Genomic DNA, 16,343 nt, shown 5'->3' on the forward strand with positions numbered 1-16,343 from the left:
TCATAATTATGCAGTGATTTTTTCGAGCGCCGGCTTGCCGAACTCAGTCAGATGACAGGCAGAAAAATGAGCCGGTCCTTGGTTGGAGAGCTGCGGCCGTTCGGCAAAGCAACGCTCGAATGCGAACGGACATCGCGTGTTGAACAGACAGCCGGCGGGCAGGTTGAGCGGATTGGGAAGTTCGCCGCGGGCTGCCGCAACGCGCGTTCGCCGCGCCGGATCTAGTTCGGGCGCTGCATCGAGCAGCGCCTTCGAATAGGGGTGGCGGGGTGCTGCAAACAGCGCTTCAGTTGGCCCGATCTCGACGACCTTACCAAGGTACATGACCGCGATGCGGTGTGAAATGTGGCGCACCAGCCTGAGGTCATGCGCGACGAACACGATTGTAAGTTTCAGCCGATCCTGGAGGTCCAGCAGAAGGTTGATGACCTGCGCCTGCACCGAGACGTCCAGCGCGGAGACGAGCTCGTCGGCGACCAGCACCTCCGGCTCGACCGCAAGAGCGCGCGCGATGCCGATGCGCTGACGCTGGCCGCCGGAGAACTCATGCGGATAGCGGTCGGCTGCGTCCGCCGGGAGGCGGACCAGGCCCAGCAGTTCGGTGATGCGCGCCGGAATATCGGCCTTTGGCCGCATCGCATGCGCGCTCAGCGCTTCGGACAGAACCTGTCGCACCGACATGCGCGGGTTGAGCGAGGAGTAGGGATCCTGAAAGATCATCTGGACGCGGCGGTTGAAGGCGCGCCGTTCCACCGGGCGCAGTACACTGATGTCCTGGCCGTCGAAACGCACCAGTCCTTCGTCCGGCTCCATGAGCCGCACGAGACAACGCGCCAGCGTGGATTTTCCGCAGCCGGATTCGCCAACGATGCCCAGCGTCTCGCCGCGATGCACGTCCAGATCGACATTGTTCAACGCATGGACAGCGGCGGGTGGTCTGCCGGTGAGTATGTCGGACGCGGTGCGGGGAAAGCGAAACCGCTTGGAGACGCCTTCGACGGAGATCAGTGGCATTTCCCGCATCAGGCCGCCTCCGCCATCGCGGCCACTGTCCGATGGTGGAAGCAGGCGACCTCTCTGCCGGCGGCGAAGCTTTCGAGCGGCGGACGCTCGGCGCGGCAGCGGTCAGTGGCGAAGGAACAGCGTGGATGAAAGGCGCAGCCGTCCGGCAAGTCGGTCAGGCCCGGTGGCGTGCCCTCGATCGGTAAAAGCATGCTGCGCTCGGCGCCGATGCGCGGCACGGAACCGAGCAGCCCGCGCGTATAGGGATGGTGCGGCTCGGCGAACACCCGCGCCACCGTGCCGGTCTCGACGATGCGCCCGGCATACATCACCGCCATGCGGTCGCAGGTCGCCGCGACGACGCCGAGATCATGGGTGACGAACACCACGCTCATGCCGAAACGGTCGCGCAGGTCGAGGATAAGCTTCAGGATCTGGTCCTGTATGGTCACGTCGAGCGCCGTTGTCGGCTCGTCGGCAAGCAGCAGCTTCGGCGAACTGGCCAGCGCGATCGCGATCATCACCCGCTGGCGCATGCCGCCAGAGAACTGGTGCGGATATTCGTCGAGCCGCCGCTCGGCGGCTGGAATGCCGACGATGTTCATCAGTTCCAGCGCGCGTTGACGGCGGGCGCGGCGATCGAGCGTGCTGTGGGCACTGAGATTTTCCTCGATCTGCAGGCGGACCGGCAGCACGGGGTTGAGCGCCGTCATCGGCTCTTGAAAAATCATCGCGATCTCGGCGCCGCGCACCTTGCGAAGCTCCGCCTCGCTCATCGCCATCAGGTCGCGGCCCTGCCATTCGACCTGACCGCTCACCTTGCCCGGTTCGCGCACCAGCCGCACGATCGAGCGCAGTGTGATGCTCTTGCCCGATCCCGACTCGCCGACCAGACCGACGATCTCGCCCGGCGCGACATCGAGATTGATGCCGTCGACGACGGCGGCCGGGCCTCGTGGCGTCGCGAAGGTGGTGGTGAGGCCGCGCACCTTGAGTCCACCGCCGGCCGTCTTTCGATCTGGAGACGGCGCCGTCATCGGTTGACCCTCAGCAAATCGGCCAGCGCGTCTCCTGCGAGGCTGAAGCCCAGGCCGGTGATGACGATGGCGATGCCGGGAAAAACCGACACCCACCATGCGGTGGTCATGAAATTCTTGCCGTCGGCGATCAGCACGCCCCATTCCGCGGCCGGCGGCTGCGCGCCAAGGCCGAGATAGCCGAGGCTGGAGCCGAGCAGGATGGCGAGTGCCATGTCGGTCATCAAATAGACCACCGCCGGCGTTATCGCGTTGGGCAGCAGATGCCGGAAGATGATGCGCGTGTGGCCGTAACCCATGCCACGTGCCGCATCGGCGTAGTCGAGCCGGCGCTGGATTCTGACCTCGGCGGAGACCAGCCTTGCATAGAACACCCAGTCGACGACGCCGACGGCGATGTACATGTTGCGCAGGCCCGGGCCGAGCACCGAGACGATGGCGATGACCAGCACGAGGAACGGGAAGGTGATGACCGCGTCGACGACGCGGCCGAACACCGCCTCCACCCAGCCACCCACATAGCCGACCAGGGCGCCGACGATGGTGCCGAAGATGAAAGGACCCGTCGTCGCGAACACCGCGATCTGCATGTTGATGCGATAGGCGTGGATGACACGCGAAAGCATGTCGCGGCCGAAATTGTCGGTGCCGAAAGGGTGCGCCCAACTCGGGCCCTGCATGATGGCGTTGTAGTCGAAGGCGGTCGGATCGTGGGGGGCGAAGAGACTTGGAAAGAATGCCATGGCAAGACTGGCGCCAAGCACTATGACCGCGCCGGCCAGCATGGCTGGCAATACCCGGCGCCGTTTCGCCGGCAGGGCGATTGGGGCGGCGCCCGCGCTCATCGGGCCACCCGTGGGTCGAGCCAGGCCTGGACGATGTCGGTCAGGAGAAAGGTGAACGACACGAGCAGCGCCAGCGCGATCGTCAGTCCCTGGATGACGGGATAGTCGCGGCCGTAGATGGCCTCGATCATCAGCCGTCCGGCGCCGGGGATCGCGAACACCGTTTCGGTGATGACCGCGCCGCCGAGCAGCGTGCCGATCGACAGGCCGAACAGCGTCACTGTCGAAATCAGCGCATTGCGCAGGACATGGCGCGTCATGATCACCCTCGCGCGAAGGCCCTTGGCGCGGGCAAAGTCGACATAGTCGGCGCCAACCACTCCGATGATGGCGGCGCGCAGATTGCGCATGAGCACGGCGGAAAGGCTGAGCGCCAGCGTCGTGGCGGGAAGGAAGAGATGATAGAGATCGTCGAGGAAGTTCTGGCCATAGCCGCCGACCGGAAACCAGCGCAATTTTGCGGCAAACACGGTCAGCAGTACCAACCCGACATAGAAGACGGGCATCGACAGGCCGATCTGGAAGGTGCCGCGGATGATGGCATCCGGCGCGCCGCCACGGTTGAGCGCCGCGACGAAGGACAGCGGCACCGCCACCAGCAGCGCGATCAGGGCAGCCATTCCGGTAAGCATCAATGTGACGGGGAGACGGTGCGCGATCAGTTCGATGACCGGCAGCTTCAGGCCGATCGAGTTGCCGAGATCGCCGGTAAAGACCGCCTTGGTGAAGTAGAGGAACTGCACAGGGATCGGCTGGTCGAGCCCGAGCTTGGCATTGATGCGCTGGACGTCGGCGTCGATGGCGCGGTCCCCGAGCATGGCGCTGGCCGGGTCGCCCGGCAAAAGCCGGACGAGGATGAAGGTGACCACCAGGATGAAGGCGATGGTCGGGATCGTTTGCAGAACTCGTCGGAAAATGAAGCCCAACAGCGGCAAGAGGTGATCCAGACCTTGTTGAATTGGAGCGAAATGGCGGCGAACGGGGCACCGTTCGCCGCCTCAGGCGATTAGCCTACTTCTCCAGCCACGCGGCGCCAAAGATATTGTTGCCGAGCGGGATCTGCACGAAGCCTTGCACCTTCTTGCTCAACGCGACCGGATAGGGGGTCTGGTAGAGCGGGACGATCGGTCCGCTGGTGTTGTAGATGTCCTGCATCTTGGCATACTGATCCGCACGCTTGGCGGCGACGATCTCTTTCTGCGAGGCTTCGAAAAGCTTGTCGGCCTCGTCGCTCTTCCAGCCGCTATGCAGCGCCGCGATGGTCGGCGAATAGACGAAGTACGAAGCGATCTCGTTCGGGTCGGCGATGTCGTCGGTCCACGCCGCTTCGCGCATCGTGAACGTGCCGTCGCGGTATTGCTGGGTGCGGCTCGGATTGTCGACCTGTTGCAGGTCGAGCTTGATGCCTATCTGGCCCCACATCTGCTGCAGCGCCGTGGCGATGCCGATCTCGTCCTGGTTGCCGGCGAGCACGAGCAGGCTGGTTTGGAAGCCGTTCTCGAAGCCGGCGTCCTTCATCAGCTGCTTGGCCTTGTCGAGATCGTAGGGATAGAGCGGCTTGTCACCTTTGTGCAGCGGCGTCGCCGAGGACATGAACGAGGTCATCTGCGACCCGACCCCATGGGTCACCACCTGGATGATCGCCTCCTTGTTTGTCGCGTAGTTCATCGCCTGGCGGACTTTTTCGTTCGACAGCGGATTGTCCTTGTCGCCGATCTTCGGGCGCACGTTCATGGTGATGTACTCGACGCGGGTCGACGGGTAGAGTTTCATGTCGATGCCGTCGGCCTGCTTCAATTCGTCGACGCGGGCATAGGGGATGAATTCCGCGCCATCGATCTCGCCCGACTGCAATTTCAGGATGCGCGTGGCATCATCGGGGATCACCTCGAAATCGATGCCGTCGAGATAAGGCAACGGCTTGCCGTCTTCACCCTTCGCCCAATAGTTCTCGTTACGGGTCAGCTTCATCGACTGGCCGTGGTCCCAGGATTGCAGGACGAACGGACCGGAACTGATCGGATGCGCCGAGAAGCTCTTCGCCTTTTCCTCATCGGTCGTCCCTTGCGACGCTTCGAACGCCTTCATCGGCAGGATCGCGGTGTTGAACACGGTGAGCGCGGCGAGGATCGCCGGATCGGTGTTCTTGAGCTTGATGATGACGGTGTGATCGCCTTCGGTGGTGACGTCCTGGATCGAGCCGACCAGGAAATTCCAGATGCCTTTCTTCGGGTCGGCGGCGCGCTTCAGCGACCATTGCACGTCCGCTGGGGTGATCGGCGATCCGTCGGAGAATTTGATGCCGTCGCGTAGTGTCAGCGTGACGGAAAGCCCATCGTCGGAGACCTTCCATTCCGTCGCCAGGCCCGGCTTCAGGCCCTTGCCATCGTCAGTGGGCAGGATCAGCGTGTCGTAGAGATTGGACAGGACCCAGATGTCGACATTGGCGTCATTGAGCACTGGATCGAGAAAGAGGCTGTCCGCATAGCGGCCGTATTTCAGCGTGCCGCCGCGTTCGACGGCAAGCGCACTATAGCTGGTTCCAACGAGAAGTGCCGCGCTCAGCGCAGCCTTGACGAGCATGTTCATGACGGCTCCCGTATCTCCAGAGGAATTTTCAAGTGTTCTTGTTGGGCATAACGTTTTCATGCGTGGCCTATCCTGTCAACGGGATTGTCCCATCCAATCCGCCGCTCTGGCGCAAGAACGTGCTTGTCACCCAAGATTGACCGGACTAAGCGTTATAGGTGGATGATACACTTGATTGGACAGACCTGAATGGAGTTCTCGGTTGACCGCGATCTGCCAGTGCCGCTGCGCACGCAACTGCAGGGCCTGATCGAATACGGCATCGCCTGCGGCCAATTGCTGCCGGGAGAGTTGCTTCCGTCGGTCAGGGAACTGGCCGAGCGCATCGGCGTGGCCCCAATGACGGTCAGCCAGGTCTATGGTGACCTGAAGGCTTCAGGCATGATCGAAACACGTCCCGGTTCCGGCTCCTTCGTCACCAGCAGCGGGCATGCACGGCTCGCCGCCCGTCCGGAGGCGATGGAACTGCACAGGCGGATCGACGCGCTGATTGACGCCGGAACCGCTGCGGGGATCCGGCCGGCCGAACTCGTCTCGCTGGTCAGCGCGCGCGCCTTCTATCGCGACAGCATAGGTGCCCGGACCAGGATCGTCATGATCGGGCTGTTCACCGACGCTACCGCCAGCTATTCGCGCTTCATCGCCGCGCGCCTCGGAAATAGCGTGACCGTCGAACCGCTGACGATCTCGGCGATTGAACGTGACCCCGCCGCCCGCGCGCGCGCCAATTCGGCCGATCTCGCCGTCACCTTCGTCAATCGCCAGCGCGAAGTGATGTCGCTGGTCACCAACACCAAGGTGGTGTCGATCAGTTTCATCCCTTCGGAAGAAACGCGAAAGGCGCTGGCCGCGCTGGATTCTCTGGCGCGGGTCGCTGTTATATCCAGGTTCCCGGATTTCCTGCCGATCATGAAGGCCGGCGTCCAGCGCTTCGCCCCCCATGTCGAGCATCTGACAGGCGCCACGCTCGAGACGCCGGATCTGGAGGATCTGCTCGGCGCGTCCGATGTCGTCGTGTTCGCCAGCGGCGCCGAGGATGTCCTGACGAAATTGCAGGGGCGTGTCACCGCGTTCGAATACCGGCACGCCCCCGACACCGCCGAAATCGAGCGTGTGCTGGTGCCGCTGATCAATGCAACGGACGAGGAAAGGAAGGCGTCGTGAGAATTTCCGAATGCAACTGGCGGCAAGTTGAGCAGTATCTCGGCAAGGATGACCGCGCGATCCTTCCGCTCGGCAGCACGGAGCAACACGCGCAGCTCTCGTTGTCGGTCGATTCGATCCTGTCCGAGCGCGTCGCGATGGAAGCGGCTGAGCCACTCGGCATTCCGGTATTTCCGGTCGTCGCCTATGGGCTGACGCCCTATTTCATGGCCTATCCCGGTTCGATCAGCCTGCGCACCGAAACCTATATACGCCTCGTCAGGGACATCCTTGACGGCATGCGAGCGCAAGGGTTCCGGCGCATCCTGATCGTCAACGGCCATGGCGGCAATCAGCCGGCCGGCGCCCTGGCGGTCGAATGGATGGCCGATAATCCCGATACCGCGATAAAATTCCACAATTGGTGGGCCGCCCCGGCAACGATGGGCAAGGTGCTGGAGATCGATCCGGTCGCCTCGCACGCCTCCTGGATGGAGAATTTCCCCTGGACCCGACTTGCCGGCGTGAAACCGCCGACGCAGCAGAAGCCGATGATAGACCTTGCCCGCATGCGGCTGATGTCGCCCAAGGCGGTTCGCGACTATCTCGGCGACGGCAATTTCGGCGGTTATTACGAGCGGCCGGATGAGGACATGCAGGCGATCTGGGACATCGCGGTCAAGGAGACGCGCGATCTGCTCGAAGGTCCATGGTCATGAATGAGACCGGACCGATCCTGATCTGGGGTGCCGGAGCGATCGGCGGCACGCTTGGCGCCGCCTTCACCCGCGCCGGCCATGCCGTCGCCTTCGTCGATACTGACGTCAGCCATGTCAGTGCGATCAACGCCAATGGCTTGCGCATCGCCGGGCCGATCCTTCAGGATACGGTGAGAGCGCCGGCCTTTCTGCCGGCCGCCGCCACCGGCCGCTTCGAGCGGATTTTCCTGTGCGTCAAGGCGCATCACACGCGCATTGCCGCCACGGCGCTGATGCCTCACCTGGCCGATGGCGGCTGCGTGATCTCGGCGCAGAACGGGCTGAACGAACTCACCATCGCCGAAATCGTTGGCGAGCAGCGCACGATCGGCTGCTTCGTCAATTTCGGCGCGGACTACCTGGAGCCGGGCGTCGTCCATTACAGCGGCCATGGCGCGGTGGTCATCGGCGAACTCGACGGCAAGCGCACGTCGCGTATCGTAGGGCTTCACCGGCTGATGCAGGATTTCGAACCGAAGGCGGTGCTTACCGACAACATCTGGGGCTACCTCTGGGGCAAGATGATCTACGGCGCGCTGCTCTTCGCCACCGCGCTGACCGATGATGCCATCGCCGATGTGTTTGCCGACCGGCGCTATCGCCCCGTACTCGCGGCGATAGGGCTGGAAGTCGGCGCCGTTGCCAAGGCGAATGGCGTCAGGGCAGAGGCGTTCGACGGCTTCGACCCCTGCGCTTTCTCGCCCGGCTCACCTATCGCCGCCACCGACCGCTCCTTTGACGAGATGGTCGTGCATAATCGTCGGTCGTCGAAATCGCACACCGGCATCTGGCGCGACCTCGCCATCCGCAAGCGCAAGACGGAGGTTGATGCGCAGATTTTCCCGATCGTCGAGATCGGACAGAAGCTCGGCGTGCCGACGCCGCTGACGGCGCGTACCGTCGAGATCATCCACGAAATCGAGGACGGCAAACGGCGCCTGGTTCTCAGCAATCTGGATGAACTGGCCGAAGCCATGCCAAGCACTCCGGCAGGCGCCAGATGAACATCAGCTTCGACAAGCGCACCGTCATCGTCACCGGAGCCGCACACGGCTTTGGGCGTGCGATCGCCAAGGCTTTCGCCGAACGCGGCGCGGCGGTTCATATCCTGGATGTCAACGAAGCCGGCCTTGACGAAACGCGCCAACTCTGCGGCGAACGCTGCCGCTCGCATGTCGTCGATGTTGGCGACCGCGACGCTGTACAGGCGGTCGTCAGCGCGATTGAAGCCGATGCGGGCGCTGTGGATATTCTCGTCAACAACGCTGGTGGCGTGCGCGGCCAGGTCGGGCGACCGCTGGAGGAGATCTCGCAGGCCGACTGGCAGACGATTTTCGACGTCAATCTCTCCGGCACCTTCTTCATGACGCAGGCCGTGGCGCCCGGCATGAAAAAGCGCCGCTATGGGCGCGTCATCAACATCTCCAGCGGCGCCGGGCTCGGTATCAGCCTCACCGGCATCCAGGCCTATGCCAGCGCCAAGGCTGGCCAGATCGGGCTGACGCGTCAGCTCGCGCATGAACTCGGCCCGTGGAACATCACCGTCAACAACGTCGCGCCGGGTTTCGTGCGCTCCAATCCCACCACCGAGCGGCAATGGGTGGCGATGGGTGAGGACGGCCAGCAGAAGCTGCTCCAGAATATCGCGATGAAGCGGCTCGGCTCACCCGACGACATCGCGGCGATGGTAATGTTCTTCGCCTCCGATTTCGCCGGCTGGGTCAGCGGTCAGGTGATCAGCGTGGACGGCGGCAAGTGAGCGCCGTCGAAGCCTATCTCGTCGCCCACGCCGACGAGGCCCTGGAAGACTTGAAGGCGTTCTGCCGCATTCCGAGCGTCAGCACCGATCCGGCCTATCGCGACGGCATCCGTTCGGCGGCAAACTTTGTCGCGCAACGGCTGACGCGGGCTGGATTCCCAACCGTCGAGATCGTCGAGACAGATGGCCATCCGGCCGTGTTTGGTGAAATCATCGGCGACGACGCCGCGCCGACCATCCTCGTCTACGGCCACTACGATGTGCAGCCGCCGGATCCGGTCGAGAAATGGACGACGCTGCCCTTCGAGCCAACGGTCCGCGACAATCGGCTCTATGGGCGCGGCGTTTCGGACGACAAAGGCCCGGTGCTGATCCCGATTCTGGTTGTCGAGGCATTCCTGAAGACCACCGGGCGCTTGCCGCTCAACATCAAGATACTGATCGAGGGCGAGGAGGAATCCGGCAGCCCGCATCTCTCGCCGCTGGTCGAAAAAATGCGCCAGCGCCTGGCCTGCGACCTCGTCGTCTCCGCAGATGGCGCCATGTGGCGCGCCGACCGGCCGTCGATGACGGTGGCGAGCCGCGGCATGGCCGCGCTCGACGTGGTGGTGACGGGCGCGGCCAAAGATCTTCATTCCGGCCGCCACGGCGGCAGTGCGCCAAATCCCATCCGCGCGCTCACCGCCATGCTGGCCAGCCTGCACGACAGGGACGGCGCCGTCACCGTGCCGGGCTTCACGAACGGCGTCACACCGGCCGACCCGGCCATTCTCGACGCGATCGACGCTGCCGCGTTCGACACCGCAGCCTACTTCGCCGGGATCGGCGCACCAGCGCCCGATCCGCTGCCCAGCGGCCACGACCTTCTGGTCCGTCAGTGGCTGATGCCAACGCTTGAATTCAACGGCATATTCGGCGGCTATTCGGGGCCGGGCACCAAGACGGTCATCCCTTCGTCGGCAGGCACCAAGATCACGTGCCGCCTCGTCGCCGGGCAAGAGCCCGGCAAGGTTGCCGAGGCGATCCGACATCACCTCGAAGCACAATTGCCGACAGGCTATTCGATTGATGTCAAACGCCACGGCCCCGGCACCAAGGCGTTCTCGATCGATCCCGGCCTGCCAGCACTTGCCATCGCCGAAACGTTGCTCGGCGAGATGATGGGCGCGAAATCGCTGCGGGTTGCCATGGGCGCGACGATCCCGATCGGCAGCGTGTTCAAGGAGCATCTCGGCGTCGGCACGATCTTCTTCTCGTTCTCGACCTCCGACGAGGACTACCATGCGCCGAACGAATTCTTCCGGCTGGAGAATTTCCGCATCGGGCAAATCGCGTGGGCTCGACTGTTCCAGCGCTTGGGCATGTCGATGAGCGCAAATTAATTTCGCGGCAAACCGACTTCCAGCAGGGAATATTACGTCAATCGTTGCCTTCACAACAGGGTGAAACCCCGGGAGCACCGGGCGGGTGCCAATTGGCCGACGTGCTGCCGCAGTCAAAGTCAGCTTTCGGACTATCGGGCGCGCATCTTCGAGGAACGAACTCCCTTTCGCCGGCCACCCGACTATCGCTGCCTGACATGCGGTCCGAGCGCGTCGCCCCGAGTTGGCGGCAAAGACCTTTCTGCGTCAGGAATGCGCCATGGGCATCGTTCCCGTCGAGATTCTATCTGGCGATGCGGGCCCCCTGTTTCGCATGACGCAAGGCGTCCCGGTCTATCGTGAGGCGGGTCTGTCCCGAGAAACCATCGCCAGAATGTTGGGTTGTGCCGAAACCGACCTTGCGGAAACTCCGCCTCAGGTGGTGTCGACTGGAGTGCACCGGCTGATCGTCGAACTTGCCCGCTTCGAGACAATTTCTGCGCTTGAACCTGATCAGGCCTGATCGAGCATGAATGCAAGGTGCTTCGCGCTGCGGGAGTGACCGTCTTCGTCGAGCGCGATGCGGGACCGGCGCGCATCAGAGTGCGTACCTTTGCGCCCGGCGAGGGGGTCAGCGAGGATCCGGTCTGCGGCTGGCAACGGCTCGGTGCTGGCCTTCCTCGCGCAGCACAAACACGCCGGTGAGGCATCTGGAGGTTATCTCTCCGAACAGGGTATCGAGATCGGGCGAGACGGCGAGGTGCATGGGTGTGGTAAGGGAACGGCAGCTCCCGGAAGCTGCCGTACGCTCACCTTCGGTCGACGGCTAACATGGACATTTCCGCTCGAGAGCTTTTGGCAAGATCGGCGCTGAGAGCTGCCTATCGCGAGGCCGCGGATTTGGTTGCGCTCTGCCGGCAACATCATGCCGTCGATTGAGCGTAGAAGAAAATCCGTATGGACGGGGCGACCCTCACAAACGGCGACATCAACAAAGTACCGCGTACCCGATGGTGGCCTTGGCCTCAAATCCAAGCTTGGCTAGAGTTTATAGCATGCTGAACGCCATTCACCACGAGGCAATAGCACAGTGCTCACATTCCGCCTTTTCGCGACGACGACCTGGCAGATAGAAATATCAAGACGGCGCTTTGAGCGCGTAGCACGATGGAAAAGGATGCCGCACTTTGTCCATTCTGGCCATGGCGCAGCATAAAGACGGTTCGATCTCGCGTTGTCCAGCGCAACCGTAGGCCTCCAATGATTCCTGTGTTTGGTGGCGGATCTATTGTATGTAATAATAAAACTAACAATATACACGCTTTGGTTGATGGCGAGGGGCGCGCCGAATGATGGAATTCAACTTCGAGAGACCTCCTGTCGGTGATACTGTTGACATCTTGGCCGAATGCCGGCGCCAGTTGCTGCCTCTCGTGCGTGATATCGTCCAGGCGGCAGTCGCAGCCGGGTGGAGCCAGGAGGATGTTCTTCTGACCTTTGTGGAACTCACGTGGGATCTGTACGAGAAACGTCGCGGTGATCTTTAGCAGCCGGAGGCGACCCTGCTGGCTCCACGCCGTGTCTTACCTGGCCGTCGACCCGACGGCAATGAACCAAGCAATGAATCTGCCGAAGCCGGACATTCCGTTATATTAGCGCTTGATAAATAACGCAAAGGGCGCGCGACCGGTTGTACCAAAGCCGATGAACGAAACTCGGGATGGTGAAGAGTCGCCATCCCGGGGAAATAGAATGCTCGCTAACTTTCATTGCTGGTTATTTTTTCTTTCTTTTCTCGAATAAGAATTTTTCTTTGCGCGTGGAAGTTCTTCCCCATCCGAGGCGTGTGCGTTACGTTGCCTTCGGGTTGGGCTAAGGGGGATTTCAAGCGACGGCAAGGCGGCTGAGGCGACGCGAATGAAAAATGCGGACGGGGCTCGGGAAGGCGGCGTTTCCCGAGGCGTCGATCGGTTAGCCCGATACGTCTTGGACATCATTCCAGAAAGTGCTGGTCCCAGACGAGCCACGGCGCGCGGCAGCGTCATTTATTCCGTGCGCAGTCCCGGGTCGCAGACGTTCCTGGCCAGGGAACATTCCGTGGGAATTGTGCTGAGGCCATCACGCAAGTTGAGAGCCTCGCTCGGCAGTGACAGGATCACGGAGTATGATGCGCCGGTCGGGTGTCTCGTCGTCAATCCGGCGGGCGTCGACAGCAGCCTCGCCTGGTCGCAGACCAGGGAAAACGCAGTCATTTCCATATCTCCCGAAGCGCTGTCGGAGTTGGCGGCTCATGAGTCCGATCTCGCCGATACCGAGCTTCAGCCGCCTGCGTTCGGCACCGTCGACCTGAGGGCCCTCAATATAGCCCAGATGATCACCGCCGAACTGACCGGGAAGCTACCTCCGAACGAGCTCTATCTGGACTCGCTGCTCACGGTGTTTGGCGTTCATCTGCTGCGCACTTACACAAGCCGCAACAGGCAGGCCGTGTCGCCCAAGGGCGGGCTCTCTGCCGTTGGCGCCCGACGCGTACGCGAGTATCTCGACGAGAACTTCGTGCGAAAGGTGATGGTCGCCGAGCTCGCGTCGGTCGCGGGGGTTTCCCCCAATCATTTCATAGCAAGGTTCGCCAGCACGTTTGGGATGCCGCCGCACCGGTATCTGATCAATCTGCGCCTGGACCTCGCGGAAAAGCTGCTCGTCGATGGCGAACTCGCCATTGCCGAAGTCGCCTACCTCGCCGGGTTTTCGGATCAGAGCCATCTGGCCGCAACCATGAAGAAGTACCGGGGAAGAACGCCGACCGGCTATGCTTCGGTCAAGACCTGAAAGCGCTGATATGGCAAAGTGGCCACACCTGTCGACCGGATATCAAAGGACCGGAATTTCCTACAAAGGTTCCGGAGTTTTCCAAAATACGTCCGTTACGACTGTGCCCATCCTCGGCGCGAGACATCATCGGGTGCGCTTTGGTGCTTTGGGGCCAGCATTTGGAAGCGGGATGTGGGATCGTCCACGGAAAGTCAGTGCGCGGAAATCGATAGCTTCGCTCCAAAGGCAGAAGCCGCGATGCAACAGCCGGCGCTGAATGTAAAAGGTGGGCTGTCCGTTCGCAGTGCGCGCAGGGTGCAGGAGTTCCTGAACGAGAACTTTTCGCGCAAGCTGGCGCTCGCCGAAATGGCCGCAGTTTGCAACCTTTCATCCTATCACTTCGTGCGGGCATTCTCCAGGACGTTCGGGGCACCGCCGCATCAGTACGTTCTCGATCTGCGGCTGGACTTCGCCGAAGGAATGCTTGCCGACAGCCGCATTACGATCGCGGACATCGCCCACTTGAGCGGTTTCTCAAGTCAAAGTCATTTTACTACCGTGATGAAGAAATACCGGGGTGTAACGCCATTGCAGGCGCGATTGAGTAAGATAAATTCCAAGGTTAAATGATGGTCAGGCCTCAGTATGGTTTAATTGGTGCGCATCAAAGCATTAACTAAAGTAACCAACCGTTAACTCCTGCCAGGTTGTGCCACTCTTTTCTCACGAGACAGCAATTTCCTGAAATACGGCCGGACGGAATCATGTCTTCCTGCCGTGAGCTGGAATTGTCAGACATTTTCGTGCCGGCTGGCGGCCAGAGAGGGATCATGACCGACAATCGCATTTCGAGTGGCTCGCTTGTTCGGCGTCGGGCGGTGAATTTCGTTGGGCATTGGATCGCGAACGCCGATCTTGGCTCACGCTCGCTGCGCCGCCGCCTGATGGCGATGCTGCGCATGGCCCATCGCGTGCTTGGCCTCAAGCGAGGCCGGCTGGGGCATGGGATGCTTGGCATCGGCGTGTCTGTCAGGGCGACTCTGGCGCCGATGGTCGCGTTCGCCGCCCTTGTGGCAGCGACTTCAGCCGCGGGCGCAGCCACCGTGAACCTTGGCGGGGCGACCACTGGCGGTGCCGGGTCGCAAGTCGGCATAGGGACCGGCGCTCAGGCCGTCGCCAGCGGCACAGGCGGCTCTCCGATCGCCATAGGCAACAACGCCAATGCAAGCGGAACAGCCCCTGTCGGCTTTACTTTCGAAGCGACCGCGATTGGCAATGGGGCGACCGCCACCGGGGCGTGGTCCTCCGCCGTTGGCACGACCGCGTCAGCGACCGGGACCGGCGCCAGCGCTTTCGGTACGTCGGCCAATGCCTCGGCAAATCAGGCCACGGCGATCGGAAATGGGGCGGCAGCCTCAAACCTCGAAGCGATGGCGGTCGGCTATCTCGCCAAAGCGTCGGGACAATACTCGGTGGCTCTTGGCCGGAGTGCGGCGGCCTCTGGCGACGGCGGCATGGCGTTGGGCGCAGGTACGGTCGCAAGTAATGTCAATGCAGTCGCACTCGGTGTTAACGCCAACGCCACCGCAGCCGGCGCCAGCGCCCTGGGCACCTTCGCCGTCGCCTCGGGAGGGAATTCCACCGCGGTTGGTGTCAGCTCCACGGCCAGCGCCAACTATGCGTTCGCCGCGGGCTGGTCATCCAATGCCAGCGCGGTCAGAGCGAGCGCTATGGGTTATCAGGCCACTGCCAGCGCGGTGGACGCCATCGCCATGGGCACCAACGCCAAGGCTGATTCCGCCGAAGCGGTCGCCATGGGCACCAATGCGGTGGCGACCGGCGGCAAGGCGGTGTCGATCGGCTCCGGCAACACCGCCTACGGCAACGGCGCTGTCTCCATCGGCGATCCGAGCTATGCCAGCGGCACGGGTGCCTTCACCGGCGGCGCCAACAACATCGCAAATAGCGACGGAACGGCAACGGCCACCGCCGCCAACCAGGCCAACGGTGCCGTCGCCATCGGCAACAACAACAAGGCGATCGGGCAAGGTTCCGTGGCGCTGGGTAATGACTCCACCGCGGGGGCCGCCGGCCTTGCGGGCAATGTCGCGCTGGGCAATGGCGCCACCGCGGCGGCGAGCTCCGGCGATGTGGCGCTGGGCTCGGGCTCGGTGACCGCCGTAGCGGTCGGCACGCCCAGCGCTGTGATCAATGGCACCACCTACGCCTTCCAGGGCACCAACCCGACTTCGACGGTCAGCATCGGCGCGGTCGGCGCCGAGCGCACCATCACCAACTTAGCGGCGGGGCGGATCAGCGGATCCTCGACGGATGCGATCAACGGCTCGCAGCTCTTCGCCACCAACCAGGCGGTCGACGCCATCGGCACGACCTTGAACAACATCAACACCGGCGGCGGCATCAAGTATTTCCATGCCAACTCGACGCTGGCGGACTCGTCGGCGACGGGTACGGACTCGGTCGCGATCGGACCTGTCGCGACCGCGACGGGGACGAGCGCCATCGCGGCCGGTACCAATGCGAGCGCCTCCGGCATCAGCGCCTCGGCCTTCGGCAACGGCGCCGTTGCATCGGCCCTGAACGCAGCGGCGTTTGGATACATAGCCAAGGCCTCAGGCCAATACAGCACCGCCGTTGGGCCCAATGCCAATGCTTCGGCCACGTCCAGCACGGCGATCGGCCAGAACGCGGCTGCATCCGACGTTCAAGCGACCGCTCTCGGCACAGCAGCGAATGCCAGCGCCTCGGATGCGCTCGCTCTGGGCGCCAACGCCACCGCCGGCAACGCAGGCGCCGTCGCGCTTGGCTCGGGCAGTGTCACCGCCGCGGCGGTTGGGACGCCCAGCACTGTGATCAACGGCACGACCTATGCCTTCCAGGGCACCAACCCGACCTCGACGGTCAGCATCGGCGCGGTCGGCGCCGAGCGCACCATCACCAACTTAGCGGCGGGGCGGATCAGCGGATCCTCGACGGATGCGATCAACGGCTCGCAGCTCTTCGCCACCAACCAGGCG

The 16,343-nt window shown here is 62.9% G+C and carries 15 protein-coding genes; 10 read left to right on the forward strand and 5 right to left on the reverse strand.

The window, feature by feature from the left end; genetic code table 11:
- Window positions 1-6: 6 nt before the first annotated feature.
- From ABVQ20_RS28470 to ABVQ20_RS28490, 5 genes are all read right to left on the reverse strand, one after another.
- Window positions 7-1,023 (reverse strand): ABC transporter ATP-binding protein, encoded by a 1,017-nt coding sequence (locus tag ABVQ20_RS28470; protein WP_354462996.1) that lies wholly within the window; start codon window positions 1,021-1,023, stop codon window positions 7-9.
- Window positions 1,023-2,039 carry an ABC transporter ATP-binding protein gene (locus ABVQ20_RS28475; RefSeq protein WP_354462998.1) on the reverse strand — a complete coding sequence of 339 codons (1,017 nt, stop codon included), beginning with the start codon at window positions 2,037-2,039 and terminating at the stop codon, window positions 1,023-1,025. The genes ABVQ20_RS28470 and ABVQ20_RS28475 overlap by 1 nt, the downstream gene beginning before the upstream one ends.
- Entirely contained in the window at window positions 2,036-2,884 is an 849-nt protein-coding gene (locus tag ABVQ20_RS28480) for an ABC transporter permease (protein WP_354463000.1), read from the reverse strand. Before ABVQ20_RS28480 ends, ABVQ20_RS28475 begins: the two co-directional genes overlap by 4 nt.
- On the reverse strand, window positions 2,881-3,819 hold the full coding sequence (locus ABVQ20_RS28485) for an ABC transporter permease (RefSeq protein WP_027051459.1): 939 nt from the start codon (window positions 3,817-3,819) through the stop codon (window positions 2,881-2,883). Before ABVQ20_RS28485 ends, ABVQ20_RS28480 begins: the two co-directional genes overlap by 4 nt.
- Before the next feature lie 76 nt (window positions 3,820-3,895).
- Entirely contained in the window at window positions 3,896-5,473 is a 1,578-nt protein-coding gene (locus ABVQ20_RS28490; RefSeq protein ID WP_354463001.1) for an ABC transporter substrate-binding protein, read from the reverse strand.
- Between the two features lie 189 nt (window positions 5,474-5,662).
- On the opposite strand from ABVQ20_RS28490, the gene ABVQ20_RS28495 reads away from it, so the two are divergent.
- The 10 genes from ABVQ20_RS28495 to ABVQ20_RS28540 form a co-directional block, all read left to right on the forward strand.
- Window positions 5,663-6,637 carry a GntR family transcriptional regulator gene (locus ABVQ20_RS28495; protein WP_354463002.1) on the forward strand — a complete coding sequence of 325 codons (975 nt, stop codon included), beginning with the start codon at window positions 5,663-5,665 and terminating at the stop codon, window positions 6,635-6,637.
- Entirely contained in the window at window positions 6,634-7,335 is a 702-nt protein-coding gene (locus ABVQ20_RS28500; RefSeq protein ID WP_354463003.1) for a creatininase family protein, read from the forward strand. Before ABVQ20_RS28495 ends, ABVQ20_RS28500 begins: the two co-directional genes overlap by 4 nt.
- Window positions 7,332-8,378: a ketopantoate reductase family protein gene (locus ABVQ20_RS28505; RefSeq protein WP_354463005.1), complete on the forward strand. Its 1,047-nt coding sequence runs from the start codon at window positions 7,332-7,334 to the stop codon at window positions 8,376-8,378. The genes ABVQ20_RS28500 and ABVQ20_RS28505 overlap by 4 nt, the downstream gene beginning before the upstream one ends.
- Complete coding sequence (locus tag ABVQ20_RS28510) at window positions 8,375-9,133, forward strand: SDR family NAD(P)-dependent oxidoreductase (protein WP_354463006.1); 759 nt, start codon at window positions 8,375-8,377, stop codon at window positions 9,131-9,133. Before ABVQ20_RS28505 ends, ABVQ20_RS28510 begins: the two co-directional genes overlap by 4 nt.
- A complete protein-coding gene (locus ABVQ20_RS28515; protein WP_354463008.1) occupies window positions 9,130-10,515 on the forward strand; it encodes a dipeptidase in 1,386 nt (461 codons plus the stop codon). The genes ABVQ20_RS28510 and ABVQ20_RS28515 overlap by 4 nt, the downstream gene beginning before the upstream one ends.
- A 223-nt stretch (window positions 10,516-10,738) precedes the next feature.
- Window positions 10,739-11,017, forward strand: coding sequence for a PhzF family phenazine biosynthesis protein (locus ABVQ20_RS28520; RefSeq protein WP_354463009.1), 279 nt, complete (start codon window positions 10,739-10,741; stop codon window positions 11,015-11,017).
- A gap of 826 nt (window positions 11,018-11,843) precedes the next feature.
- Window positions 11,844-12,041 (forward strand): hypothetical protein, encoded by a 198-nt coding sequence (locus ABVQ20_RS28525; RefSeq protein WP_354463011.1) that lies wholly within the window; start codon window positions 11,844-11,846, stop codon window positions 12,039-12,041.
- A gap of 550 nt (window positions 12,042-12,591) precedes the next feature.
- Entirely contained in the window at window positions 12,592-13,323 is a 732-nt protein-coding gene (locus ABVQ20_RS28530; protein WP_435528435.1) for a helix-turn-helix domain-containing protein, read from the forward strand.
- Window positions 13,324-13,497: 174 nt separating this feature from the next.
- Window positions 13,498-13,935: an AraC family transcriptional regulator gene (locus tag ABVQ20_RS28535; protein ID WP_354463014.1), complete on the forward strand. Its 438-nt coding sequence runs from the start codon at window positions 13,498-13,500 to the stop codon at window positions 13,933-13,935.
- 200 nt (window positions 13,936-14,135) lie between these two features.
- The coding region (locus ABVQ20_RS28540) for a YadA family autotransporter adhesin (protein WP_435528436.1) at window positions 14,136-16,343 on the forward strand (2,208 nt) is incomplete at its 3' end.

The sequence above is a fragment of the Mesorhizobium shangrilense genome (assembly GCF_040537815.1).
GTDB classification, from domain to species: Bacteria; Pseudomonadota; Alphaproteobacteria; order Rhizobiales; family Rhizobiaceae; genus Mesorhizobium; species Mesorhizobium shangrilense.